The sequence below is a fragment of the Streptomyces sp. NPDC049597 genome, assembly GCF_040675505.1.
GTDB lineage: Bacteria > Actinomycetota > Actinomycetes > Streptomycetales > Streptomycetaceae > Streptomyces.
In genome coordinates this window covers 15,960-41,295 of sequence record NZ_JBFAOY010000029.1, presented here as the reverse complement: position 1 = coordinate 41,295, position 25,336 = coordinate 15,960, and the positions used below count along the sequence as shown (strand labels likewise).

Here is a 25,336-nt window from a genome sequence, read left to right as displayed (position 1 = left end):
CTGCTCTGCTGGGCTGGCTTGCCGACCCGCAGGCGCCTCGGCTGTGTCTCGTGTCAGGATCCGAGGGATGCGGGAAATCGGGGCTGCTCGCCTGGCTCGTGCGCCACGGCAGCCAGCGTGGGACTCCGGCCGAGCGCGCGGTCCATGCCGTGGTTCCCGCCGCGGGGCGGAGCCTGCGGGGCACGGTGTGGTCGCTGGCCGACCAGCTTGGCGTCGTGGCGCGTGATCGGGGTGAGCTCGTGGCCGTGCTGGGGCGTGACCCGCGGCGCACGGTGATCGTTCTGCCCGATCTTCACGAGGGGGACGGCATCGAGCTGGTGCGCAGCCTGGCCCGTCTGCCGCATGTCCGGCTGATCGTCGAGTCCCGTTCCGGTAGTCCTGCGCATCAGCGTCTGGCCGGCAGCGGTTGCGCGGAGCTGGACTTGGATCTGGAGCAGTGGCGGGACCATCGTCGCTTCGAGCAGTGGAAGGCGTCCCTGAGCGAAGGTGAAGGCAGCGCGGTGTCGGGGCTTGAGGACACGGTAGTGGACCTTTCTGATCCGGTGGCGGTCTGTGCCGCCGATCCGTGGCAGGTCACTGCCGGGTACGAGAGTGACGGCGACCGTGACCACGGAGGGCTTCGCGCCGCTTGGTTGAGAGCGGGGCAGTCCCTGTGCAGGGAACAGTCACCGGCGTCTCGCGCACTGAGTCTCCTCTGTGTGTTGGGTGACTCTGCTGATCCGAGGCTTGCGCCTGTGCTTGTCGAGCTCGCGGCGGGCTCGGACTGGAGTGTGGAGTGGAGTCGGGTTCGGGGGGACATGGCGCCGCCCTGGCCTGGTGCTGTGACCACGCTGGCTCTGGGCGAAGGGCCCCTCGCCGGCTGTCTGCTGGTGGTCGGTGCTGGCGGCGTCGTGAAGGCCGTGCACGTGGCGGACGCTTCCCCGCGCGGGCGCTTGCCTCAGGGACGCGGGGAACCGGCCGATGCGACGGTCACCGCGGACGGCACCGTGCTGGTGCTCGATCAGGCCGGTCACGTTCACGCCGACGCCAGCTGGGCCGCCCGGCCTGCGGGGTCAGGCCTTGCGGCACTGCTGGACGACACCCCCACCGGCGCCCAGCGCCTGGTCGCAGCCGTGCAGGAACACACGGGCACCGCGCTCGCCTACGCCGCGGGACTCGACCTCGGGATCGTGGCACTGGGCGGCGCCACCGGCACCGTGCGGGCCTTCGGAGACGTTGCAGACTCCGCTTCGCTGCACGACGGCCCGGTGAGGTCTCTGGCCGCACTCAGCGTCCCCATCGTCGGCGACACGGCAGTACCCCTCATCTACAGCGGCGGCGCGGACGGCACCGTGCGGGCCTGGTCACCAGGCCACTCCCCCATGACCGCGCCCCTGGTGCAACGGTCCTGCCCTGTGGTGTCTCTCGATGCCGCGATCACGGACAACGGGCCGTCCGTCGTGGTGGCCTGGGGCGACGGCGCAGTGCAGTGGATCGAGTGGGACACCGGTGCACAGCAAACGTTCCGGCCTGGCCCGCCTGTCCGTGCCGTGGCGCTTGATTCGGACAGCCGTGTCTACATCGGGATGGATGAGGCCCTGACCTGCCTCGTTCCACGACGATCACAGGGTGGCGGCAGCTCTCCAGAATCCGACTTGCGGACTGTCTGATTCAGAGCTCCCTCCCATGTGCAAAGTTGACGGCTGTTCAACTGGCATGAAGGGTGGGGAGATTGGCGCATGACGGGGGTAACACATGGGGATGACGCTGCCCGATGACCTGGTCGAGGCCCTGGACCTCATAGGCATCGACTGGCCACAGATCGACGAGGACGACGTCAAAGCCTCGGCCAAGGACTACCGGAAGCTGGCCGAAGGCATCCGCGACGCGGTCAAGGAAGGCAACGACGCCTGCTCTCACATCGTCGCCGGCAAGAGCAAGGGCGAGACGGTCAACGCCATCGACCGCCGCTGGGGCAAGCTCACCACGAGAGACCTGGCGACTTTCGCCAAGGGATGCGACGACCTGGCCGGCGCCCTCGACGAATGTGCCGGCCTCATCGTCACGTGCAAGGTCGCGATCATCGGCAAGCTGACCACAACGGCCGCCGCGGCAACGGCCGGTGTCGTCGGCATGTTCTTCACGGCCGGTCTCAGCGGTCTGCTGTCTGCGGCTGCTATCGGCGCCGCACGGCTCGTCATCCAGGAAGCCATCGACTACGCCGTCGATCAGATCACCGCGATCGTCACCGACAAGATTGAAGCAAAGGTCCTCGCGGAGATCGACAAGCTGTTCTCCGACAAGCTCGGCGGCGGCAGTACGCACGACGTCATGGCCATGGGCAGCAAGGACATGGCCCAAGACCTCGTCATCGAGTTCGACGAGTTCGACCGCGCGGCCGGTGACTACCAGAAGACCGCAACCAACTTCGACAAGAAGAAGGGCGAGTTCAAGGCCGGCGGAGCCGGGCGCAAGACGTCGGTGAAGAAGGACAGCAGGTTCCACAAGCTCTCCACCGTCATGGACAAAGCCGAGGACGCGGTCGACAAGAAGGCCGACGAGATGGTCAAAACCCTCGAAGACCACGGCGGCAAGATCGACAAGAGCAAGAAGGACCAGAAGGGCACCGACAAGAACACCAAGGACGATATCGACAAATGCAAGACGCCCGACGGCGGCGACACCCCGATGTACTTGCTCAATGCTGACGGGTCTGTGCAGGAACTTCACACCGACGGCAGCAGGTCAGCTGTTTCGAAGGATGACAAGTCCGGTATTTGGAATGTCCTGGAGAAGGATGGGACCGTCTGGCGTCCCCCCAAAGGCACCAACCCTTACCCCATCCCGAACACGCGCGGCGGCCCTAAGGTGGTCTCGCAGAAGATCACACCGGGATCCACCGACCTGTCGCGGGCCACGGAGATCGCCCGGTTCGCGAAGGACGACTACGGCGGCACCAACTTCGCCGCCGCAGAGTACGTGAACCCAAAGACCGGGAAGCCCATCATTCTCATCGGCGACAGCGAAGGTCCGCACTCGGAACGAACGATCGGTTACCCGGTGCTCCGACACAACGAAGAAGCGAACATCACCAAGGTCTACACCGAACGGGAGCCCTGCCAAAAATCCCCAAAGTGCGACCAGTGGCTGGACGAGTACTTCAAGACCAAGAATCCGAACCTGCAAGTGGAGCACGCCAATTCGTACGACCAGACGCTTCCTTCCAGAGATCCCGAGCGAGACCGAGAGCACCGCGAATACATGAAAGAATTGAAGAAGCGTCACCAAAGCCAGGGACACCCATGACAGACAGGTCCAGCATGCTTACCCATGTCAGTCCAGAAGCCGCGATCGAGGCGTTCGGTCTCACCTCCATGACCTACTTTCCCCACGCAGCACCCAGGCACCTCCATGCGCCGACAGCCGACTTCCTGGCAACTGTCGGGCTTCCGGAGAGCAAGTTCTTTGGCACGCGGATGGACCTGGAGGACAACCATGCGCCGCGCCTGGGATTCGGCCCGAGCCTGAAGGCGTCCTTTGAACGCGTCGGATCCGAACTGCCACCGGAAGCAGAGACCTGGGAGCTGCTCGGGCACTTCATCTACGCCACAGTCGCCCTCGACCCGCGGGACGGACGGATCTACGCCTTCCCGGAGGGAGAGATCAACTACCAGCCGATGCACGCGGATGTATCGAGCCTTGTGCACGCACTCATCGTCCTGAACAGGGGCCGGTTGGACTACCTGCAGCTGGAGACGGACGACGACGAGCAGCGTCTGCGCATCGTGGACCGCATGACTCAGGAGATCACCGCTGTCGACCCCACACCCTTCGCAGACGAAGAAGGTGAGTGGGAAACCTTGTTCGACCAAATCAGCTCCAACATGTGGCGATGACGCGCGGTCGGCCGGAACGGCCAGGGGGCCGGGTGCCTGGCCTGCCCGGACCGCGGCGGGGCACGCGGATGCGGGACATCACCGTCTCGAAGGCGCGTGCGTCACCTGCCTGGCCTGCGGTGACGGTGAAAGCGAGGGGCCGTGCGCGGCCGTCTGCGGCCAGGTGGACCTTGGTGCTCAACCCGCCGCGGGAGCGTCCGAGACATGATCGGCGGGCTCGCCGGAGCGGGCCGCCCCCTTTTGGGTGCTCTGGCGGCGTGCTGGTGGGCCCGGACGACCGTGGCGTCCACCGACACCGTCCAGTCGATGTCGTCGTCGGCGTCCGCCGCTGCCAGGACGGCGGCGAGAATCGTCTCCCAGGTGCCGTCGACGGCCCATCTGATCAGCCGCCTGTGCGCAGTCTGGAACGAGCCGAGTTCCTAGGGCAGGTCCCACCAGAGCGAGTTGGTGCGGTACTTCCACGCGAAGGCCTCAAGAGTGCGGCGGCCCATCGCCCCCCGCGGACCGGATCGGCCGGCATCAGCGGCTCGATAATGTCCGACCGCACCGGGCGCGCAATGTCATCACCGGCCGCCGCCCCGCCGGGCGGATAAGGACCACCTGGACGACCTGGTCCGGCTGCTCGAGGAGATCCTGGCGGACTGGTCACAGGAGGCCGCCGGGGCCGTCGTGGCGGACCGGGCGGACGGCCACCGTGAGCTCACCCGGAGACTGACCCGGGCCGCGGCCACCCTGAAGGACGAGTTCGTGCAGGGCAGCCCGCTGGAGCAAGAGCTGCGGCTTCCTGGCTTCGATCACTTCTTGCGACAGCGTTTGTTAACGAGTTCTGACGGCATTGTCCGGTCCAGGGCTTCGCAGATCGTCACGAGTCTTGAAGGCACCTGCTGACTGAGGTCGGTCGGGTCGGCGGGTTGCGACAGGGCCCAGCATCGCGCAATTTCTCGATAGGGCAGGCGACAGCAAACAATGTTCGAGCGAATCAAGAACGAATGGAGTTACCAAACACGGGGTCACGCTTTCCCAGCGGGAATCGAGTTAGCCTTCGTTACCCCATGACTGTTTGCGCACGAATGGCCGGATAAATGCGCATCCTGATATGATTTCGCCCTGGAGGCGCACCCGCCCGGAGGATCAATCCGGACTCTTGATTTTCGCAATAGATGGCGACCTCGTTCAATTCAACAAGCGCTTCCTCCGCAACTACCTCCCGTCCCGTCAAAAGACTCCACTGGGCGGTACGCGCCATCGAATCCCACTGCAAGAGAATGGCGCGACCAGTCGGATCTTCCAGCTCAATCGAGAAGCGACTACTACTTCCTACCTGACTCGGGACTACGCCAAAGTTAGACAAGAATTCTTCATCCGATGGAGCTGAAAATTCAGACGGGGTCACTGCGATTTCCCTGAAAACAGAGATGGCCCGCGGATCACGCTCTAGGAGCCCGTCATAGTGATCCGGATCGTTTACCAGTTCCGGGTATCCAAATAGGAGCTGCAGAGCCGACCCAGTCGGGTCGACGACGGAAAATTCCCAATCTCCGGGAATATGGCCATCTACTACCCGAAACCACTCAAGCGGGCACCAGTTGGGGCGGTCATCATCCGATCGCACCAAGACGATGGCGCGTGAGGCATATTGAGCAAGACCGTAGACGCCATAATTGCGACCTGCCGTAATCGGCATCGCTTCTTGTGTGACGAGACTCTCAACGATCATTCTCTACCTCCACTACCGCTTGAACTTATAGTCGTCGACTTGCCCAGTCATGGGATTGTACACGTAGTGGATCTCAATTCCGTCGACGTTCTGAGTCATCTTCTGCCAGCCGTCCTTTCCTTCCCACCTCGGGTCGGTCATGCCCTTCTTCAGGGGGACGACGTAACCGCCAGCTGGGTTTGACGTGACCTGCGCCATTGCCATCTGTTCCTTGAGGGATCTTGGAGTGGAGTCACCCGTTGAACCTCGCCCGAGTGGCTTAGGAGCGTCTGGATTTCCGACGCCTGTAGGGCGGCAGTTGCTGTTGTTCTTGCAACCGAGTGAGCCGTACAGGCCTTTCAGTTTGCTGCCGAATCTACTTAGGGCAGCGCCTGCACTGAGCGACCCTCCTGCGGCGAACTCAATTTCGCTGGCTACGAATCTCAGCGCGGCAGCGGCACATGCTTCGGCTGCCATTGTGCAACCGGCGATCACAGCGATGGCAACTCCTACCCACGGCTGCTCGAGATCGAGTAGGCCGATATCGGCGGCTGCAGAGCAGAACGAGGTGTTTTCACTGGCCGAACTGCCTTGACAGCTGTTTTTTGCCCACAGCTGGATGGCCTCTTCATAGGTGTTCCAGGGGGTCATGATCCCGCGAGCCGCCAGCTCCTGTGGCGTGGGAATCGGTGTACCTCCGATTGCGGGCTCCTCCGGCTGGGGGTCGCTGCTGCCCCCCGGCGTGGTGCCACTGTCCCCCGACGTAGTGCCGCTGTTGTCCCTCGCCCCGTTGTTCTTGTCTTTGCCCGAGAACTGGTCCGGAGTGCAGTGCTTGACGTCGTAGGAGCAGGTGCCCGGCGTGGAGCCGATCTCTAGTCCCGTGGGATCGGAGAAGGTCACGGGACTGTTGTTGGCGTAGGCGTACCCCTGCATCTGCTGGGGGTCATCGGCGTGCATGATGGGGTCGACGCTGATGAAGCGGCCTGTGGCCGTGTCGTATTCGCGGGCGCCGATGTGGGTGAAGCCGGTGACGGTGTCGATGTCTCCGCCGACGAAGCCCTTCTGGCCGGGCCAGAAGGCGGGGGCGGTGCCGCGAGGGCCGCCGTAGGGCAGGGTCTTGCGGCGGTTGAAGGCGAGGGTGGTGGCGCTGACGGAGAGTTGGTTGGTGCCGTGGTGGTCGGCGACCAGGAGGCGGACTCTGCCGTCGCTGCTTGTCCGGATGGCTGAGCCGCCGGGTACGGCGTAGTAGCGGGTGCCGGCCAGGGTGTTGGTGGATTTGGTGAGGACGAGTTCCTGGCCGCCGGGCAGGTACAGGGTGGTGGCGGTCGGTTCCCGCTTGAGGATGCGCGTGCCCTCGGTGTCGTACAGGAACTTGGTGGTGGCGCCGGAGACTGTGGAGGTGGCGAGTTTGCCTTCTGCGTTCCAGGTGAGGTCCTGGACGGCGCCGGTGGCGGGGGTCTTCTTGGTGAGGTTGCCGGTGGCGTCGTACTGGTAGGTGTCTGACCCGGTGGCGCCGCCGGTTGCGGTGACGGTGCGTACGGCGTGCGGCTGGGCGGCGCCGGTGGTGGTGGGATAGGTGTAGGTGCGGGTCGTGTCGGCGGTGATGGGGCCGGCCTTGTGCTGGGTCTCGGTGGCACGGTCGCCCGTGTTGGTGAAGGTCCAGCTGGTCCAGTACGGGTCGACGGTCCCGAGGGCCGGGGTGCCAGTGCCGTTGACCGGCTTGGTGGTGCAGGCGTCTGCGGTGGTCCAAGCCTCGGCCAGGCGGCGGGCCCAGTCGTAGGTGAAGCACTGGTCGTCGGCGATGGTGCCGTCGTTCTGATCGTCGCGGATTCGGGTGATGTTGCCGGCCGTGTCGTAGGTGTACTTGATGTTCGACAGGGTCTGGGGGCCGGAGGTCTCGCGGTCGGCGATGGACGTGGCAAGTCGGCGGGTGACGGTGTCGTAGCTGAGGGTCTGGATGACACGGGCGCCAAGGTTTCCGAGGGATGCCTGGGCGAGTTCCCCGAAGGGGGTGTACTTGGCGCCGGTCAGATACACCTGCGACAGAGTGCCGTCGACGATGCTGAGCTGATCTTGGGCGCCGTAGCGGTTCCTGACCGTCTCGGCGGGCAGGGCGGTGGTGGCGTTGGTGTTGCCGGTGCTGTAGGCGGCACTGGCAGGCAGTCCGCTGACCGGGGTGGCCGTGGTCGCGATGGAGTAGGTGCCGGCGAGTTTCTCTTCACCGGTCACCGACGGCACTGTCACCGTTATGCCGGTCGAGTGGCCTGTGGAGTCGTAGCCCGTCACCGCGGTCTTGTAGGCGGCGGCTGGGGTGATGGATGTGTCGTAGCGGGTGGAGGAGGCAGGCAGGCCCTTGCCGCCGGTCGCGGTGTCATATGCCCACTCCGCCAGCTTGGCGCCGGTGACCGAGCCGGTGCGCAGGGTGCTCTTGCGGCCGAGTTCGTCGTAGGTGGTGGCCAAGGTGGTGCCGCGGGCATCCGTGGTCGTGGCGAGGCGACCGTCGGCGCCGTAGACCATGGTGCTGGCACCCTTGTCGGGATCCGTGGCGGCGATCTGCCGGCCCCGCAGGTCGTAGGTGTAGGTCCAGGAGTTACGGCCGGACGTGTCGGTGATCTTCTCGAGGTTGCCGGCGCGGTCGTAGGCGTAGGTGGTCTTCTCGTACTGGCTGGCGGCTGCGCCGATGAGGGGGTTGCGGTCCTTGTAGTGGCGCAGTTCAGTGGTGCGGCCGCGGATGTCGTTGATCGCGAGAGTTGCGGTGCCGCCGGTGGGCGGGAGGACGGAGGTCCAGGTGTCGCCGTGCGCGAAGGTGGTGCGCCACTTCTCCACGTTCAGCGACAGGGTGATCGCGGCGGTGGGCCGGCCACGGCCGTCGTACTCGTTGACGAGGGAGGTGGGGACCTGATTAGGCGTGACCACGAGCATCGTGGTGGAGACTGCCTGGTCGTTGAAGAAGGGTGCGTCGGTCTGGAAGGCGCGGCCGTGGGTGTCGTAGAAAGTGTTGCTGACGGTCCGGCCGGTGACACCGATTGCGTCCGCTTGGGTCTGGCGTTCACGCAGCAGCGAGTCGTAGATCGTGATGCTGGTGCCCCAGGCGCCGTCCTCGTACAGCTTCTTCGTCGTCACCGTGGACGGTGTGGTGGCGGACATGCTGTAGGTGAAGATGGCGTTGGGGTTGCTGGTGACGGCGCGGCCTGCGCTCCACACCTTGATGAGGCGACCCAGCGCGTCGTACTCGCCGGTGGCGGTGCGGTCGTTGGCCTCTGTGACCTTCAAGGTGAGCCCGCGAAGCCCGTCCAGCGTGGTCGTGCTGGCGTGCCCCTTGGGGTTGGTGGTCGTGAATGTAGTGGGCTGCGCGCCGGTAGCAGGCGTGTAGGCAGTGGTGGTGGGCTGACCATCTTGGCCTGCGGCAGAAACCACGCGCCCGTACTGGTCGTAGCCGGTTTGGGTGGTGGTCTCCCAGATCAGCTGGTCGTTGATGTCGAGCTTGGATGCCTGCTCGGTCTTCGTCGTGTTCGCCTGCCCGGACTTGGGGGCGACGCCGGGTGCCTGGCCGTCGTAGGAGACGCGGGTTGCTCCGGTGATGGCGGTGTTGAGGTAGCCCAGGCCGCAGGGTGCTTGGGCGATGGTGGTGACCTGGGAGGGGTAGGCGATCAGCCAGTTGGTGGTGTCGGGGGTGACGTAGGAGGTGCGGGTGCACTTCGGCTTCACGCCGCGGGTGGGGTCGCCGTCGTCGCCCTCGGCGGTCACCAGACCGTAGACCGGTTCGTAGGCACGGGTGGTGGTGAGGGTGCGCCACGTCGTGCCGTCGTCCAGCAGGGTGCTGGCGGTCTCGGTGACCGTGCCTGAATGCCGTGCTACGGCGTCGGGCAGCGTGGGGCCAGGGGTGCCTGGTTTGTCGGGGTCGGTGATGCCGGTGATGTTCTGGGTGGCGGTCGGCTCGGATTCCCAGGGAATGTAGGTGGTCTTGGCGATCACCTTGCCGCCGGTGCCGTCCTGGTCGTAGGTGCGGGTCTGGGCGGGTCGGCCGGCGAAGTCGTCGCGGTCGGTGATGCCGTTGATTTTGGCGGCGGGCCTGGGTTGGCCGTCGGCGAGGGTGTCGCCGGCCATGCCGAGGAAGTAGCTGGTCTCGGTCTTGGTGCGGTTGGTGGCGCCGGTCAGGGTGCGGACCGTGCCGTAGCCGCGGAAGACGCTCCAGCTGCGGTGCTTGTCGAGGCTGAACTCGGATATGTCGCGGCGCCAGTTGGGGCCGTTGTCGTATTCGTAGGTGGTGGTCTTCGAGGGCGAGCCGGTGCCGGCGGTGGTGTCGTCCTCGACGACCTCAGTGACCAGGTACTTGTGGAACCAGTCCTTGACCGGCTCGACGGCGCCGTCCGGGGTCCACCAGGACGGGTAGCAGCGTTTGGTGTTCTGGTCCGGGGAGGACGGCAGGGTGCTGGGGGTGCACTCGGTGGGACTGTAGGTGACGAGGGTTTGGCCGCCGGTCTCGTTGGTGATCCGGGTGATGCGGTACTTGTTCAGCGGTGGCCGGCCCTCGGCCGAGTTGACCCGGTTCGGCATCGGTGTCCCGCCGAAGGTGGTCTTCGTCGGCAGTGTCAGGTCCGCCAGCGCACCTGCCTTGCCGGTGCGCTGGATGGACGCCAGCCACAGTGCGGGCTTGGAGACGTCGCCGGTGGCCGGGAAGGACTGTTCGAGGGCCCAGGTGTCGACCGGCTGCATCGTGCTGCCCTGCAGGGCAAAGGTGTTGATGTCGGTCAGCCGCTTGCGGGACCAGAACGACGGCGACGGGTTCAGGCACTGCTTGTCCGCAGTGCAGTTCAGGTCGACGGGGACGTCCGGCCAGTTGGCGGCATGGGCCTCATCGAAGGTGCCGCAGTTGGCGAGGCACCGCTCCGCCACACCGAACGTCACCCGGCCCGCCGGGTTGTCCGTCGTGTGCACGGCGCCGGCGCGCAGGCCGTAGTCGATCCGGTTCAGGTGGCCGCCACGGATGTAGGGAACCGGGGCATCGACCTCGAGGTTCTGTGCGTAGTGGCCGATCTCCTTGGAGTAGTACAGGGCCATGGCGTTGTGGTGCGGGTCGACGACGTAGTCGAGGTTCCAGCGCCAGCCCTGCGTCTCGACGGAGGACGCGAAGTCCGTTCCGTGGCCTGGTTCGCCGGTGTGGTTGCCGTAGACCGGGACGGTGAAGACCGAGTTCGTCTCCTCCTTGCCGCTCGACCAGCCCGGGAGGCGGTTCTTTCCGAACCAGTACTGGGTGCCGTCCACCGTGGTCAGCTTCCAGTACTCGTAGTTCTCGTCACCGTTGACATCGTCCGGGAAGCTGCCGGTTACGCGCTCCACCCGCGAACCGTCATCGTCGGCAGGCTTCCACACACTCTTTCCGGCATCCCACACCAGAGGGGTGGACCTGCCGTTCAGCGAGAGTGTCGCGTTGTGTGACTTCCAGCACAGGTCCCCGACCTTGGCGGTGTTGTTGCCGCCCTGCTTGTCGTTCTCGCAGCCGGCGTAGGTGCGCTCGATGAAGCCTGGCGAGTAGTCCCAGCCCTCACCGATCCACGATGTCTGGTTGTTCGTCGAGGAGGTCCGGCCGTCCACTGCGGAGGAGTTGTAGGACAGCGCCACGCTCGGCTGCAGCCCGCCCGGGACAGGCGGAACGCCAAGCGGCGCACTCCATCCGAAACCGCCGGAGTTCCCTCCGGCCGACCACGACCCGGACGGGGACAGCGAGGTCGCGGTGAACGACCCCTCTCCGCCGTCTGCGGCCGCTGTCGCGGCCAGCACCACCATGCTGTCGCTCGAGGCTGCCGCCGTGCGTGACTGCTGACGCGTGCTCTTGGTGCCAGGGAACGCCACAGTTGCGGTCAGCGTGCGGGCTTTGGCGTCGTTGTCTGTCGCGAGCGGCACGCCCTTGAGGCATGCGGCCTTGTCAGGGGTGGTAAGGGCGCAGGCAGGAAGCTGGACCAGGCGCAGGCGGGACGACCAGCCGGCGCCGAACGCTGACTCGATGCTTGCGTAGTCGACCTGGACCTCGGCCGCGCTGGGAGCGGTGGGGCCGGTCCGTTGAAGCGACAGCATCAGCCCCCGGACCCCGGCCCGTTGCGCGGTCTTGCGATCGGTGAGAGTCACACGCAGCCGCTCGGGGCTCGATGCGCCGGCAGTGCGGTGACCGGTCTTGGTCCCGGCGGAGGGAGTGGTCGGCCGGCTGATGCGGATCGGGAGGGACCCCGCTTGCACCCGCCGGTGGCCTGCGGCGGCCTTCTTCGCCGTGCTGTTGGCGGCGTCAGGCAGCGTCACGTCCGCCTGACCGGCGGTCGGCCAGGCGATCTTCCCCGGCGGATGCCAGCGATTGCGCTGCGAGGGAGGGATCGTCACGAAGCGATTGACGGTCAGGTCCTTGCCCGGCACCGATGCCGTCTTCTGCACCGACCGCACCGAGAACCCCTCGCCGGGCTTGGCCAGCGCGGGCGCGGACAGCAGCGACAGGCTCAGAGCTGTGCAGAGCAGGCCGACCAAAGGGGCCTGTCCGCGGCGCAACCGCAACAGCGGGTGGGCAGAAAAAGGCATGCCAAAGCCACGACGGTACGACATGAAAACCCCACCCCTAGAACCGCGTCACGTGCCAAACGAGCGAATCAAACCCGACTAGATGGCACGCACACAAGACCTCCATCCAAACAACCCGATTTGGGCGGTTCTCTCGATGTACCGATGTCCACCTGTCGAGATCACAAGCCTGACCAGCCCTCATGTGACATGACGTCAAAATCCAATGAAGCAACTTGATTCGGAATAACAGGATGGAACCAATTGGTCCGCTTGTGCAGGCGCCGGGATGGTCGACGTCACTGCGAAATACGGCATGAGTGTGAGTAATCTGCGGGTCCCAGCATCCTGCGCGTGCGCCTCAGAAAGGGCCTCATGACAGACCCGGACAAGACTGGCCGCAGAAGAAGACGCTCCATAGCGGTCCTTCTCGCCCTCGGACTCCCGTTGACGGCCGTCACCACTTTGGCTCTGCCCACCGCGGCCGCGGCCGACGACAGCGCCCCTCCCAATCCGCCCGCTTCTGAGGCCAAGGCCTACGACGTCGCCGCCAAGACCGGCCGACGCGTGGAGATCCTCGACCGGCGCGAGGAGAACGCGGAGATCTTCGCCAACCCTGACGGAACCACCACCCGCCGCCAGCACTCCACGCCCGTGTGGTCCCGCAAGGACGGCGTGTGGAAGAAGGCCGACGCTACGATGGTCCGGCACGGCGATGGCTCGATCGGTCCCGCGTCACCGACGTTCGGCGTCACCTTCTCCGGCGGGGGCAGCGGCCCGCTGGCAACCATGGTCAAGGACAACAAGAAGTTGGCGCTCACCTGGCCCGGAGTGCTTCCGCAGCCAGTCCTCGACGGCAACACCGCTGTGTACAAGTCGGTCCTGCCGGACGTCGATCTGAAGATCATTGCTGAAGTCGACGGCTTCGCCGAGCACTTGGTCATCCACACGCCGCAGGCCGCCGCCAACCCCGAGCTCAGGAGCATCGAGCTCGGAATCTCCACCGTCGGCGTCACCCTCGAGGATGACGCGAGTGACAACCTGACAGCCAAGGACGCGAGCGGCAACGTCGTCTTCAGCGCCCCCCGGCCGAAGATGTGGGAAGAGCCGACCGCCACCGACGAGCAGCCGGCATCCGGTCTCGCGGCCATGACCGCGACCAGTGCCGACGACCAGCCGCAGACCGCGCCAGTGGCCGCCGATGTGTCCGGCAACACCTTGACGCTGACCCCGGACCCCACGCTCCTGGCCACGGCAGATCAGTTCCCGCTGGTCGTCGACCCGGTGTTCACCGGGGGCTACCGGGAGAAGTGGGCCGTCGTGTACTCAGCGACACCCAGTGAGGCCTACCCGAACGGGTCTGGCTGGCACTCCGGAACGCCGAGCGACGAGCCGCGAGTCGGCTTCAACGGGACCGGTGCGACACGGTCGTTCTTCGCGATGAACACCAACGGCCTGGCCGGAGCGGACATCCAGTCCGCGACCTTCACCGTGGTCGAGACACACTCCTGGGGCTGTGATGCCTCTGCAGCCGGGCCGACCGAACTGTGGTCCACCGGCACCATCACGGACAACGTCACCTGGAACAACAACGGCTCTCTGTGGGCCGCGAAGCTCGATTCCGACTCGTACGCCCACGGCAACCCCACCTATTGTCCGGGCACCCTGGGGCACGACTACACCTCCGCCGCGCTGACGAACTACGTCCAGCAGGCCGCCGACAGCGGCTGGGGAACGCTGGCCTTCGGCCTGCGCGCCGGCAGCGGCTACGAGTACGACCACGACAGCTTCAAGCGGTTTACCAACAACCCTGCTCTGGAAGTCACCTACAACTTCAAACCCGAGGTCACCAGCGCCAAAGCCTACGAGGGATCGTGGAGCCCCGGCGGAGACGGCAACAAGCAGGTCCCCTGCGCAGGCGTCATCGGCAACAGCGGAATCGCCCTCACAGCAACGCTCAAGGACCAAGACGGCGGAGCGGTCACCGGTGAGTTCTCCGTGACCAACTCAGCTGGCAGTACGGTGTCCTTCTACCCCAGCCCGTCCTACGACAAGGTCTCCAACGGCCAGACGGCGTCGGTCACCATGCCCTACGCCAATCTCACCAACGGCACCTACACCTGGAAGGTCCGTGCCAAGGACGGAGAGAGCACCTACAGCAGTTACACGTCCTCCTGCGCCTTCACCGTCGACCGAATCGGTCCCAAAGACTCCGTTACGGTGACCAACGCCGACGGCACTGCTCTGAACGACAAGTACCCGGCACGCAAGACCGCCCGGCTGAAGCTCAAGAACACCGCCACCGACATTGCAGGATTCTGCTGGACCCTGGACCTGTACCTGTCTGCCTCCAGCACCCGCTGCGCCAACGGCAACTGGGTGAACGTCGGAGCCGACGGGCTGAGCGCCACCGTCGACGTGACCCCCAGCGGCTGGCCCTCCAGCACCCTGCACGTCGTCGCCTACGACAAGGCCGGCAACCACTCGCCGCTCGGCAAGGGCGCCGATGAAGTCATCCTCAGCACCAACAAGTCCGAGTTCGTCTACGGGCCGGGCAAAGATCCCGGCACCGGCATCGCCCTCAGAGACCTTCCGGGTGACCTCAACGGTGACGGCTATGGCGACATGGTCGCCACCGACGACGCCGGCAAGCTGCGCCTGTACGCCGGCGACGGCACCGGCAAGGTCGCAGCCGCGCAAACCGTGGGCCTCTCGGGCTGGACGGGCGCTCTGATAGCGCACCGCGGCGACCTGGGCGACTTCACCAGTCCAACCGCACCGCCAGACGGCTACGAAGACTTCGTGGTGCGTCTGAGCAACAACAAGCTCTACGTCTACGGTGGCACCGGGCTGGGCACCCCAGCCCCCGACACCCGTCGCGAACTGATCCACCCCAGTGTGGACAGCGCCCCGGACTGGCGGCGCATCCGCCAGATCATCATGCCCGGGGACATCGACCAGAACAGCACGGAAGGCCACGTCGGCGGCAACGACCTCATCACCATCGAATGTGTCGACGATACCTGCACCAATGCCGCCCTGTGGCTCTACACCGGCAACACCCTCGGCACCCCGCCGAACAACTGGCAGGACCAGACCGCACCGTTCGACCTGGGCAGCCGCGTCAACATCGGCCTGCATGGCTGGAAGGACTACACCAACCTCGCGGTCGGCGATCAGAACGGCGACGGCGTCCAGGACCTCGTCGCACGCGATCCGAGCACCGGCCAGCTCTACCTCTACCCCGGTCAGATCAACAATGGGGTGTTCTCGCTGGGCACCCGCTCGGTCTACGGGACCGCATCATGGCAGCTCCGCCCCCACCTGGCCTCCCCCGGCAACGTCCAAGGCACGGTCAGCACAGCCAGCTACAGCGACCCCGACGCCGGCACCAGCATCACCTACCGCCAGTTCCAGCCCACGGCCAACGAAACCCACGGCGACCTGTGGGCCACCACACCCGCCGACCCTGACCTGACCGTCAGCTACGTCGACGACAACGGCACCGCCAAGACCACCACCTGCCCCACCGGATGCCTGCTCTTCTACCCCGGAGGACCCACCACGCACAGGCCACCCCGCCTCGTGGGCCTATCCGGCTGGAACACCAGCATCACCGGCATCTTCTAGGCAGGCACCAACCGCTGTTCGCCGGGCGCGCATGCCCGCCCGGCGCACTGCAGCGCAACTGAACACCGCAGGCGGTGAAATGCGAGGGGGTGGCTCTTGGCCCAGCCAGAGCCACCCCCAAAGCCCTAAAGTCCGACAGCGCGTGGCGGGTTGCTTGAGCACGTGGCACGGCACCTGACAGTGTGCTGACTCCCGGCACCACCGTCCCGTAGCCGCTGTCTCGTGCCTTCCGGCCCAGGCGGCAGCATCCAAGACAGGCCGTCACCGGTGTCTTTCGGCGGTCCCAGATCGACGCCGATGGTGCGGGGGCGAGCCGCGCCTTTCCGGAGGGGCTTGTTGTCCGCCCACCACGCGGCAGACACCGACTCGTCTCTTCGCCAGCTCTCCGGCTCAGAGGCAGGCCCGGCCGTCGAGACCGCTTCTGGCGAGCAGCGTCATAAGTTCCAGCACGATCCCGTACACAGAGCCTCAAGACCACGACGACCCGACAACACAATGAAGGATCTCCATGCACCGCAAAATGTGTCGTATAGCCGTCATGGGCGCAGCCACCGGTCTGCTCACCGCCGCAGCCCTCGTCAGCCCCGGCCCGGCGATGGCCGAGGACGGTCCGCTGGTCACAGCAAAGGACGAGGTCCTGCCGACCAACTCCCTGTGGTTCACCGGGGTGGACATCACCGGTGAGACGACGGCCGGAGGCCAACTGGTGCTGGCCTACGCGACCAGGCCCCTCGACGGCACGGAAGAGGGCGCCGGATGGCCCTCCTCGTTCACCATGAACCACCACGAATGCCAGGAGATCCCCGGCTACAAGGCAGTGTTCACATGCAAGACGGGCATCGAGTATCAGCGCGCCCCGGAATTCGTCGTGTCGAGGGATACGGCCGACATGACCACCGCGTACCGCGGATACGCGTATGTTCCCCCGGACGGTGACCTGGCTGAGGGCATCGACGCCGCGCGCAACGCCGGCGTCAGGCCGGCCACGGCGACCTCGGGAATGTCGCAGGCCGTGATCAAGACACGCGAGCACGCCGAGCGCAACACGGTCGCCTTCGACCTGCCGAACACCCCCGCGGGCGAGACGGTGCAGCAGCGGCTGCGAGTCCACGCGAACGACGCCGGAGAGCTGAACCTCTACTTCCGCCCCGCCGAGGGACAGGTCGCATGGCGCCGCGAGGACATCCGGATCGGAAACATCACCACCGGCCCCGGAGCCTCGTGCACCGTCAACTGGCCCACGCTCGTCGACGGGGCCCTCAACCTCATGTGCCGCCTGGAACCCGGCGACCACACCATCGGCTACGAACTCACCCCCGCCTCCGGCATCCACGCCTGGCGCATGCAGGCCGCGACGATGTACGACATCTACACCCGCTCCGGCTTCGACGATCCCCTCGTGCGCCAGGCCGGGAATTTCTCCACCGAAGGCGCACCTCTGTTCCCGCGGCATCACCTTCTCGCCCGTGACACCACCGGACAACTGTTCCTCTACCACGGCAAGGGCACAGCCGGCACGACCTTCTTCTCCCGCACGCCGGTCGGGAGCGGATGGCAGACATACAACCAGCTCACCCGGCTCTCCCCGCTGGCCGAGGACCTGACGTACTGGTCCGCCCCCGCTCCGGCCGGGAGCACACGCGGCCGCGGTGACCTCGTCGCCCGGGACAGCACCGGCAACCTCTGGTACTACGACCGGCAGTTCGCATACGGCAAGCCGTACGCGACGCGCGTGAAGGTCGGCAGCGGCTGGAACATCTACAACCAGCTCACCGGCGCAGGCGATGCGAACCGCGACGGCCGGATGGACCTCGTCGCCCGCGACGCCTCCGGCATCCTGTGGCTGTACAAGGGCACCGGCAGCACCGGCAGCGCCCGGTTCGCCACCCGGACCAAGATCGGAGGCGGCTGGCACATCTACAACCAGCTCACCGCAGGCGCCGACCTCAACAGCGACGCCAAGCCCGACCTCCTCGCCCGCGACACCTCCGGCGTGCTCTGGCTGTACAAAGGCACAGGCAGCACCACCGCCCCGTACGCGACCCGCGTGAAGGTCGGCAGCGGCTGGCAGATCTACAACCAGCTGTCCCTCACTGGTGACCTGACCGACGACGGCAAGGCCGACGCCGTTGCCCGTGATGCCTCCGGCGTGCTCTGGCTGTACAAAGGCACCGGCAGCACCACCGCCCCCTTCGCAACCCGCACCAAAATCGGCAGCGGCTGGAACATCTACAACTCCATCCTCTGACCAAGCCATCCCTGCCCTGCTAACGACCTCGCAGTCCTCCAAGGGCAGCGTCTCGTTGATCGCTCGCTGTCCTTGTCGCGGCAGAGGGGCAGGCAGGCGGCGTGCCGGGTGACAGCGCCGGTTCGCCGGTGTGGGTCATGACTCTGGTTCCTGCTTGGGGCGGCCTCGGCACAGGGGCCAGGGCCGCGCTGGTGGTCACCGGTCGCGGAGGGCCGCTTCGTCGTGGGCACCACCATGGGACTCACTGACTTGGGTCACCCGCTTGAGTGGCGGGTCCGGGCCGTTTGCTCCCTCGATGTCTTGACGGCGATCAGCGTGACGAACACATAGGGCCGGTTGATTGTCCAGAAAGAAAGGCCGCCCTTTCGTCCGCAGTCAGCTCGCGGTTGACACGCCGACAAATTTGCTGGATCGCTGCGGTGGGGTTGGGGAGGACCGAATCCCACAGCCGTACGGTTTGGTCGTCGCTGCCGGTGGCGAGAGTGCGTCCATCGGGGCTGAACGCCACCGCCCACACCTCACCCGTGTGGCCGGTGAGGGCGACGCGGGTCTTGCCGGTGGCCACGTCCCACAGCCGTACGGCCTGGTCGGCGCTGCCGGTGGCGAGCGTGCGTCCGTCGGGGCTGAACGCCACTGCCCACACCTCACCCGTGTGGCCCGTGAAGGAGGCGCGGGGCTTGCCGGTCGCCACGTCCCACAGCCTCGCGGTCTTGTCGTCGCTGCCGCTGGCGAGCGTGCGCCCATCGGGGCTGAACGCCACCGACCCCACCACATTCGTGTGGCCGGCGAAGGTGGCGCGGGGCTTGCCGGTCGCCACGTCCCACAGCCGTACGGTGGTGTCACCGATCCCAGTGGCGAGGGTGCGTCCATCCGGGCTGAACGCCACGGAGATTGCACCGAACCCCTCGCCTTGGGTGACGGTGAGGGTGGTGCGGGTCTTGCCGGTGGCCACGTCCGACAGCCGTACGGTGTTGAAGCTGCCGGTGGCGAGGGTGCGTCTGTCGGGGCTGAACGCCACCGAACTCACCCCGCTCGTGTGGCCGGTGAGGGTGGTGCGGGTGTTCCCGGTAGCGATGTCCCGCAGTTGTACGGTTTTGTCGGCGCTGCCGGTGGCGAGGGTGCGTCCGTCCGGGCTGAACGCCACCGCCCCCACGTCACCGGTGTGGCCGGTGAGGGTCACGCGGTGCTTGCTGGTGGCCACGTCCCAAAGCCGTGCGGTTTTGTCGGCGCTGCCGGTGGCGAGGGTGCGTCCATCCGGGCTGAACGCCACCGCCCACACCTCACCGGTGTGGCCGGTGAGGGTGGCACGGGTGGTGCCGGTTGCCATTTCCCACAGTCGTACGGTCTTGTCGTCGCTGCCGGTGGCGAGGGTGCGTCCGTCGGGGCTGAACGCCACCGCCTCCACCGCCCCGATGTGGCCCACGAAGGTCGCGCGGGTGTTCCCGGTGGCCACGTCCCAAAGCCGCGCGGTTTGGTCGGCGCTTGCAGTGGCGAGGGTGCGTCCGTCGGGGCTGAACGCCACTGCCCATGCCGAGTCGGTGTGGCCGGTGAGGGTGGTGCGGGTCTTGCCGGTTGCCACGTCCCACAGCCGTACGGTCGTGTCGGCGCTGCCGGTGGCGAGGGTGCGTCCGTCCGGACTGAACCTCGCGACCCAGACCTTATCCTCGTGGCCCACGAAGGTCGCGCGGGTGTTCCCGGTGGCCACGTCCCAAAGCCGTGCGGTTTGGTCGACGCTGCCGGTGGCAAGGGTGCGTCCGTCCGGACTGAACGCGACCGAGTACACCCAGTCGGTGTGGCCGGTGAGGATGGTGCGGGTCTTGCCGGTCGTCACGTCCCACAACCGGGCCGTGTGGTCCTTGCTGGCGGTAGCGAGGCTACGTCCGTCCGGACTGAACGCCACAAAGTTCAAGGGACCGCGGTGGCCGGTGAGGATGGTGCGGGTTTTCCCGGTCGTCACGTCCCACAACCGGGCCGTGTGGTCCTTGCTGGCAGTGGCGAGGGTGCGCCCGTCCGGACTGAACGCCACCGACCACACCTCGTCCCTGTGGCCGGTGAGGATGGTGCGGGTCTTACCGGTCGTCACGTCCCACAACCGGGCCCTGTGATCGGTGCTGCCGGTAGCGAGGGTGCGTCCGTCCGGACTGAACGCCACCGAGTACACCTCTCGCTTGTGGCCGGCCAAGCGCCGATGCAGTGGGAGAGCCGCGGCGTCCTGCAGACTCGAAAGAGCTTCGGGTGTATGGCTCGTGCGGTATGCCTGGATGGCCAGCAGCGACGCTAGATCGGGATTTGTGCCGATGAGACTGCTGGACTCCACAGCCAGTTGGCGGGACAGGGCTGCTCGGCGTTCGGCCTCGGCGGTTCGCCATTGCCACAGCGCGCCCCCGGCGGCGGCGAGTGCCACGGCCAACACGGTAGCAAGGATCACATTGAGGCGTCTGCTGCGCCGGATGACCGCCTGTTGGCGTTGCTGACTGGCGGCCAGGTAGGCGGTAATACCCGCTGGCAGACGACGCTGCCGTTGCCACTCGAGGCCCTCTGCGAGTGCTGTCCCTCCGAGCAGATCTCCAGGGTCAGCCGCTTTTGCCCAGCGGGCATGCCGTGCACGGGTGTGCTCGAGCCATTCCTGAAAGCGGTGGTCTTGGCGGACCCACTCGTGCAGCGTGCCCCAGTCACGGATGAGTGCATCGTGGATCAACTCGGCCACCGGTGCCGGTGAAGGGGATCGGCGTCTTCGGAAGCGCCGGGTGTGTGGGTGGTGATGACGCGATGGCGTGTGAGGGCAGCGAGGACCTCGTCGAAGGCTACGTCACTCTCTGGCGCGGCGTTTGGGTCGGTTGACAGATCACGTAGTTCCCCCAAAGGGACCTGCGTGCGGACGGCAGGAATGCGATGGCCAGGATCAGCGGGTCGCACCAAGGAGGTCAGGATCCGCTGCGCGATTGGACGTTGATCAGGGGCGAGCTGGTTGAGGACGGTGTCGGCCCACGTGGCAAGACTGCCAGTCGTTCCGCCGATGCGCTCGTAGGCAGCGTGAGTGAGGTATCCCTCGCGGCGCCTCTGCCACAGCTGGCTGAGAGCCAGCTCAACGAGCGGTAGCACGGTGGCCGGTGCCTGGCGGGCTGTCGCCCCTTCGGGGGTCGTGGCCAACGTGTCGCGGATGATATGTCCAGGCAGCCCAGGCTCGAAGTGGGCCCCCGCATCGTGGGCAGGGAAGGTGATGATCTCGTGCAGGTCGTTCTCGCTGAGAACGGCCGGCACGTTGAGGAGTCCCGGCATCGCGGCTTCCAGCAGCTCAGGTGCCAAGGCAGCGAGCTGGGGATAGAAGTCGTCGCGCATGATGAGGACCACACTGAGCTGCCCCTGGGAGTTGACCGCCTCGGCAATCTGATTCATGACCATCAGACGAGCGTCATGAATGCCAGCAGTGGGCTGGATGAGCAGCTCTTCGAACTGGTCGATGATCAGCAAGACGCGCTGACAAGTGGGCTCGGTCGCGAGTCTGCGGCTGACTGCTACGGAGATCCCATCGCTGCCAACACCGGGCAGCCCCGCGTGTTCCAGCTCGGCCAGCAGATCCTGCCGCGGCCGCACGAGCAAAGAGAGCCAGCTATCGCTACCGGGCAACGCGCCTGCAGCCAGTGCAGGCAGGACTCCGGCTTGAACCAGCGATGTTTTCCCCGAGCCGGAAGGCCCAAGCAGCAGCGTGAGCCGCCGCTGACGCGCCAGCCTGGAAATCACCTGCCGTACTGCGTCTTCCCTGCCCATAAACCAACGAGCATGCTCAGCCGCGAACGGCTCCAGCCCTCGATAGGGGAAAACCTCCTGCTCAGTCAGTCCAGGCCAGATCTCTCGCAGCACCTGCGTCGGGGTGACATAAGCGATGCCTTGTCCCCTTTCGCGTTCATCAGGAGAGGTGATTTCGGTGAGCATGCCGATGACCAGACCGGTCACCTCATCAAGGACCGGGCCGCCGCTGAACCCAGTGGTTAGGTCGTTGGCGCTAGTCAACTGCAGACGCATGCCCCTGCTCTCAGTACCGCCCAGCAGGTCGCCGCACACACCAAACCCAAAGTGCCCACCAGGCGGGGCCTGGGCGGGGAACCCGAACGAGCGCACCTGGTGGCCCCGACAACCTTCCGCAGAGCCCAACGGCAACACAATCATGTCGGCTGACGCCCTGCTCAGGCGCACGATGGCCACATCTTCGTTTTCAGGAGAATGCCACGGCTCGTCCAGAACGTGGCCCTCCACCTGAGGAGCGCCATCCACCTGAGGGAAGATCAGCTGTACTCTCCCACCGGGACCGGAACCGGCGGCCTGTACAACATGCGCGCAGGTAACCAGGAGACGTTCAGCTACCAGAAAGCCCGCCCCGGCCACCTGACCCCCCTGCCCGAGAACCTGAGCCACTGCACTATGTAGCCCCCACGCCCTTCCGCTGTCCGAGCCCTCTCCAAGCACGCCCATCAAATCAGCCCACGTTCTCTTCTACGTTGAATGTAGGGACTCATTCCATTGCCACATCATGGTCACCTGCAGGTGGCAATTGGCCCTGCTCTTCGTGATGACGGCTCCAGCCTCAACCGCGAGATCAACACCGAACTCAACCGCGATCTCGTGGGGACCAGCCTTGCGCAATTGTTCGAGAGTGGCGCGGGCCGCTGCAGTGACCGGCTCCAACGCCTGTTGAAGGCTGCCCGGCAGGTCATGGATGGTGTCACTGAGGCGGCCAGCCTTCACCGGCCCCTCCACTGCAGGCGACGCCTCGACCAGGATGCAGGCGCCGCTCTCTAGCGGAATCCGAGCCAGCTGCGACAAGGCGCTTCCTTCCTTACTGTTCTGGCAGGCATCTCGGTTGTGGCGCACTGATGCGGTTCCAGCCGTTGATTGCGGAAGCATGCGGCAGCCGACAAGTTGCCGAGAGTCCGCTGGGCATGCGCGTCTTGAGCATCGCCAAATCCGACCTGGGGCGCATCCTGAGTAGCCTGTTCGAATGAGATAGGTCTGATAATTGATCTTGTGGTGGGTCGCGGTGAACTGACGGACGCGGCATGGGGCGGATAGAGCCGCTACTCACTCTCGGGCATGGACGGGCGTGGGCGCCCGTGGCGGGACCTGCCCGAGCGGTTTGGGCCTTGGCAGACGGTCTATGAGCGGTTCGCGCGCTGGGAAGCAGACGGGACCTGGGCGAAGCTGCTGGAGCACGTGCACGTCCACGACGACGCGGGTGGCAGGTGGAGTGGACAGTGTCGGTGGACTCCACCATCAACCGGGCCCACCAGCACTCTCTTGGTGAAGGCCGGACTGGTTAGCTCACTGGTGCTGCGGCATCTCCGTCCGTCGATTGCTCGGCCTCCTCTTCCAGCGCCTCATAGCCGGCACCATTCGCACGTGGCCGCATCTAGAGCCCGACAGGGTGGTCGGTGATCCAGGAGAGGCCACCGAGGTCGAGGCAGGTGCGTGCTCGGGTGACGGCTACGTACGCGAGGCGCGCTTCTGCTTCATCGATGGGCACTGGAGTAGATCGGCCAGCGTTGTCTCGCTGGTCGGTATTGCTGGGTTCGGTGAAGTCGTCCGCGATTCTCACCGTGTTCCATTCGCGGCCTTTGGAGCGGTGGGCTGTGGAGATGGTGACGTCCGCGGATGTCTCGGGAATGAGCTGGTCGACTGCGATGAGGATGGTGTCGGTGCCGTGTTGGTCGATGAGGTCGACGAAGGGTTTCAGGTCGCGGCCGGCGGGGTCGGTCTCTGCGTAGTCCTGCAGGTCGCTCCAGGTGGGGAACAGGAGGAGCTCCGGGTGCCAGGTGCGGCGGCCTTCTTTGAGGTCGCGGGCGGCGGTGGTCAGGGCGCGCAGGCTTTCCCCTCCGCCGGCCAGGGCGACGCGGTGGCCGGCTTTGAGGTGGTGCATGACTTCGGTCATGGCGCCGACGTTGGTGCGGCACAGCACTGCCTGCGGGTGGGTGACGGGGGCGAGTTCGGTCGCGATGGTGGGGGTGCCGGTCAGGCGGATGGGGGCGTCGGCTGCCTGGAGCCAGCGGTTGGCTTCGTCGGCCAGGCGGGGGCCGAAGCGGAATGACTGGGTCAGGGTGAGGTGGGTGCCGTCGAAGCCGGTCATGATGTCGTGGGCGCCGCGCCATCCGTAGATGGCCTGGGCGGAGTCGCCGACGATCACGAGTTGGGTGTGGTCGCGCTGGGCGTCGATGACGTGTTCGAGGACGGGGTTGGTGTCCTGGGCTTCGTCGAGGAGGAGGTAGTCGGCTTCGATCCGGGGGTCGGTGAGGGCCCAGATCTTGAGGTAGTGGTCGTGGTCGAAGCGAACGACGCCGTCGTCGGGGTTCTGGAGGTCTGCCCAGGCTTTGCGGGCGAACGGCAGGACGGCGTCGGTGAGCTGGGCGTGGTGCTCGGGGGCGTCGAGTCCTCGTAGGCGTGGTACGTGGTGGCGGGTGAGGGTGCGGTCGGCGGAGTGGCAGTAGCGGATCACCGTTTTCAGCACGGCCTGGGAGAGGGCCTTGTGCGTCACTTCGCGGTTGCCGATGCGGACGGGTTTGGTGATGCCGAGGGCCTGGCCGGTTCGCCAGCCGGCCTGGCGGGGTCCGCCCAGACGGCGAACGTAGCGGTGGCCCACGGCTGCGAAGGCGAGCGCGTGGGCGGTTTTGCAGACGACCGTGGGCGGGAAGCGGCTGGCGGCGTCAAGAGCAATGGCCTTGTTGAAGGCGATGTACCGCCCGCGGCGGTGTGGCGTGGCGGCGGCGAGCAATGTGAGGGTGCTGGTCTTGCCTGTGCCGGCGCCTGCCTGGAGGGCGAGGTGGTCGCCGGCCTTGAAGGTGTCGGCGGCGGTGGTCTGTTCGTCGGTGGGGTTCAGCACCCTGGTGCTCCATGCGTGGTGGGCTGGTTGATGGTGCGGGCTGCGGCGGCCAGCAGCTGATGTGGTGTGGTCCAGGTCAGGAGCTCGTCGAGTGCGGCGTCGAGCCGCCGGACTCTGTCGTGCTCGGCACGCGCCAGCGCGTGGTGTACGGCGTCGGTGAGGTGGGCTTCGGTGCTGCGGCCTTCGCGGCGGGCGGCGTCCTCGAGGTAGGCGTGAACGCTCTCGGGGAGCGCGATGTTGATGAGGACGCTGCCGGTGGAGTCGGGGTAGTGCGTGGCCAGGATGTCGATCGGCAGCAGATGCTGCAGGCGGTTCCGGGTGCGTCGCAGGGCCTGGCGGGCGGTCTTGCCCCGGGCGACGGTCATCAGCCGTGTGCGGTCGGCATCCGGGGCCAGGGCCATGGCCTGGGCGGCGCGGCGGAGTTCGCCCGGTGTGACCGGGCGGGTCAGGGTGATCTCGACAGCATGCAAGGGCAT

General features: G+C 66.3%; 12 protein-coding genes and 2 pseudogenes. 6 read left to right on the top strand and 8 right to left on the bottom strand.

Features of this window, described 5'->3' with window-relative positions; translation table 11 throughout:
• Positions 1 to 50 precede the first annotated feature (50 nt).
• The 3 genes from AB0K02_RS27150 to AB0K02_RS27140 all read left to right on the top strand — a co-directional run bounded on the left by AB0K02_RS27150 (position 51) and on the right by AB0K02_RS27140 (position 3,875).
• Positions 51 to 1,649: a hypothetical protein gene (locus tag AB0K02_RS27150; protein ID WP_365995148.1), complete on the top strand. Its 1,599-nt coding sequence runs from the start codon at positions 51 to 53 to the stop codon at positions 1,647 to 1,649.
• Positions 1,650 to 1,740: 91 nt separating this feature from the next.
• Entirely contained in the window at positions 1,741 to 3,285 is a 1,545-nt protein-coding gene (locus tag AB0K02_RS27145; RefSeq protein WP_365995147.1) for a nucleic acid/nucleotide deaminase domain-containing protein, read from the top strand.
• 14 nt (positions 3,286 to 3,299) lie between these two features.
• Positions 3,300 to 3,875, top strand: coding sequence for an SUKH-4 family immunity protein (locus AB0K02_RS27140; RefSeq protein WP_365995146.1), 576 nt, complete (start codon positions 3,300 to 3,302; stop codon positions 3,873 to 3,875).
• A gap of 25 nt (positions 3,876 to 3,900) precedes the next feature.
• Here AB0K02_RS27140 and AB0K02_RS27135 read toward each other — a convergent pair.
• From AB0K02_RS27135 to AB0K02_RS27125, 3 genes and pseudogenes are all read right to left on the bottom strand, one after another.
• Positions 3,901 to 4,395 (bottom strand): annotated as a pseudogene (locus AB0K02_RS27135) (IS5 family transposase); the annotation flags it as partial.
• A 525-nt stretch (positions 4,396 to 4,920) separates the two neighbouring features.
• Positions 4,921 to 5,592 carry a hypothetical protein gene (locus AB0K02_RS27130; protein ID WP_365995145.1) on the bottom strand — a complete coding sequence of 224 codons (672 nt, stop codon included), beginning with the start codon at positions 5,590 to 5,592 and terminating at the stop codon, positions 4,921 to 4,923.
• A gap of 12 nt (positions 5,593 to 5,604) precedes the next feature.
• Positions 5,605 to 12,159, bottom strand: a complete 6,555-nt coding sequence (locus tag AB0K02_RS27125; protein WP_365995144.1) for an RHS repeat-associated core domain-containing protein — start codon at positions 12,157 to 12,159, stop codon at positions 5,605 to 5,607.
• A gap of 330 nt (positions 12,160 to 12,489) precedes the next feature.
• On the opposite strand from AB0K02_RS27125, the gene AB0K02_RS27120 reads away from it, so the two are divergent.
• Together AB0K02_RS27120 and AB0K02_RS27115 are read left to right on the top strand one after the other, a co-directional pair.
• Positions 12,490 to 15,744, top strand: coding sequence for a hypothetical protein (locus tag AB0K02_RS27120; RefSeq protein ID WP_365995143.1), 3,255 nt, complete (start codon positions 12,490 to 12,492; stop codon positions 15,742 to 15,744).
• Between the two features lie 538 nt (positions 15,745 to 16,282).
• Positions 16,283 to 17,992, top strand: coding sequence for a VCBS repeat-containing protein (locus AB0K02_RS27115; RefSeq protein WP_365995142.1), 1,710 nt, complete (start codon positions 16,283 to 16,285; stop codon positions 17,990 to 17,992).
• Between the two features lie 310 nt (positions 17,993 to 18,302).
• Here AB0K02_RS27115 and AB0K02_RS27110 read toward each other — a convergent pair whose 3' ends face one another.
• The 3 genes from AB0K02_RS27110 to AB0K02_RS27100 all read right to left on the bottom strand — a co-directional run bounded on the left by AB0K02_RS27110 (position 18,303) and on the right by AB0K02_RS27100 (position 22,813).
• Positions 18,303 to 20,699 carry a WD40 repeat domain-containing protein gene (locus AB0K02_RS27110; RefSeq protein ID WP_365995141.1) on the bottom strand — a complete coding sequence of 799 codons (2,397 nt, stop codon included), beginning with the start codon at positions 20,697 to 20,699 and terminating at the stop codon, positions 18,303 to 18,305.
• Complete coding sequence (locus tag AB0K02_RS27105) at positions 20,687 to 22,405, bottom strand: trypsin-like peptidase domain-containing protein (RefSeq protein WP_365995140.1); 1,719 nt, start codon at positions 22,403 to 22,405, stop codon at positions 20,687 to 20,689. Before AB0K02_RS27105 ends, AB0K02_RS27110 begins: the two co-directional genes overlap by 13 nt.
• 78 nt (positions 22,406 to 22,483) lie before the next feature.
• Positions 22,484 to 22,813 carry a CU044_2847 family protein gene (locus AB0K02_RS27100; protein ID WP_365995139.1) on the bottom strand — a complete coding sequence of 110 codons (330 nt, stop codon included), beginning with the start codon at positions 22,811 to 22,813 and terminating at the stop codon, positions 22,484 to 22,486.
• Positions 22,814 to 23,014: 201 nt separating this feature from the next.
• On the opposite strand from AB0K02_RS27100, the pseudogene AB0K02_RS27095 reads away from it, so the two are divergent.
• Positions 23,015 to 23,289 (top strand): annotated as a pseudogene (locus tag AB0K02_RS27095) (transposase); the annotation flags it as partial.
• A gap of 107 nt (positions 23,290 to 23,396) precedes the next feature.
• Here the strand turns inward: AB0K02_RS27095 and AB0K02_RS27090 are convergent.
• Together AB0K02_RS27090 and AB0K02_RS27085 are read right to left on the bottom strand one after the other, a co-directional pair.
• Positions 23,397 to 24,857: a UvrD-helicase domain-containing protein gene (locus AB0K02_RS27090; protein WP_365995185.1), complete on the bottom strand. Its 1,461-nt coding sequence runs from the start codon at positions 24,855 to 24,857 to the stop codon at positions 23,397 to 23,399.
• Positions 24,854 to 25,336 carry a hypothetical protein gene (locus AB0K02_RS27085; protein ID WP_365995138.1) on the bottom strand — a complete coding sequence of 161 codons (483 nt, stop codon included), beginning with the start codon at positions 25,334 to 25,336 and terminating at the stop codon, positions 24,854 to 24,856. The genes AB0K02_RS27090 and AB0K02_RS27085 overlap by 4 nt, the downstream gene beginning before the upstream one ends.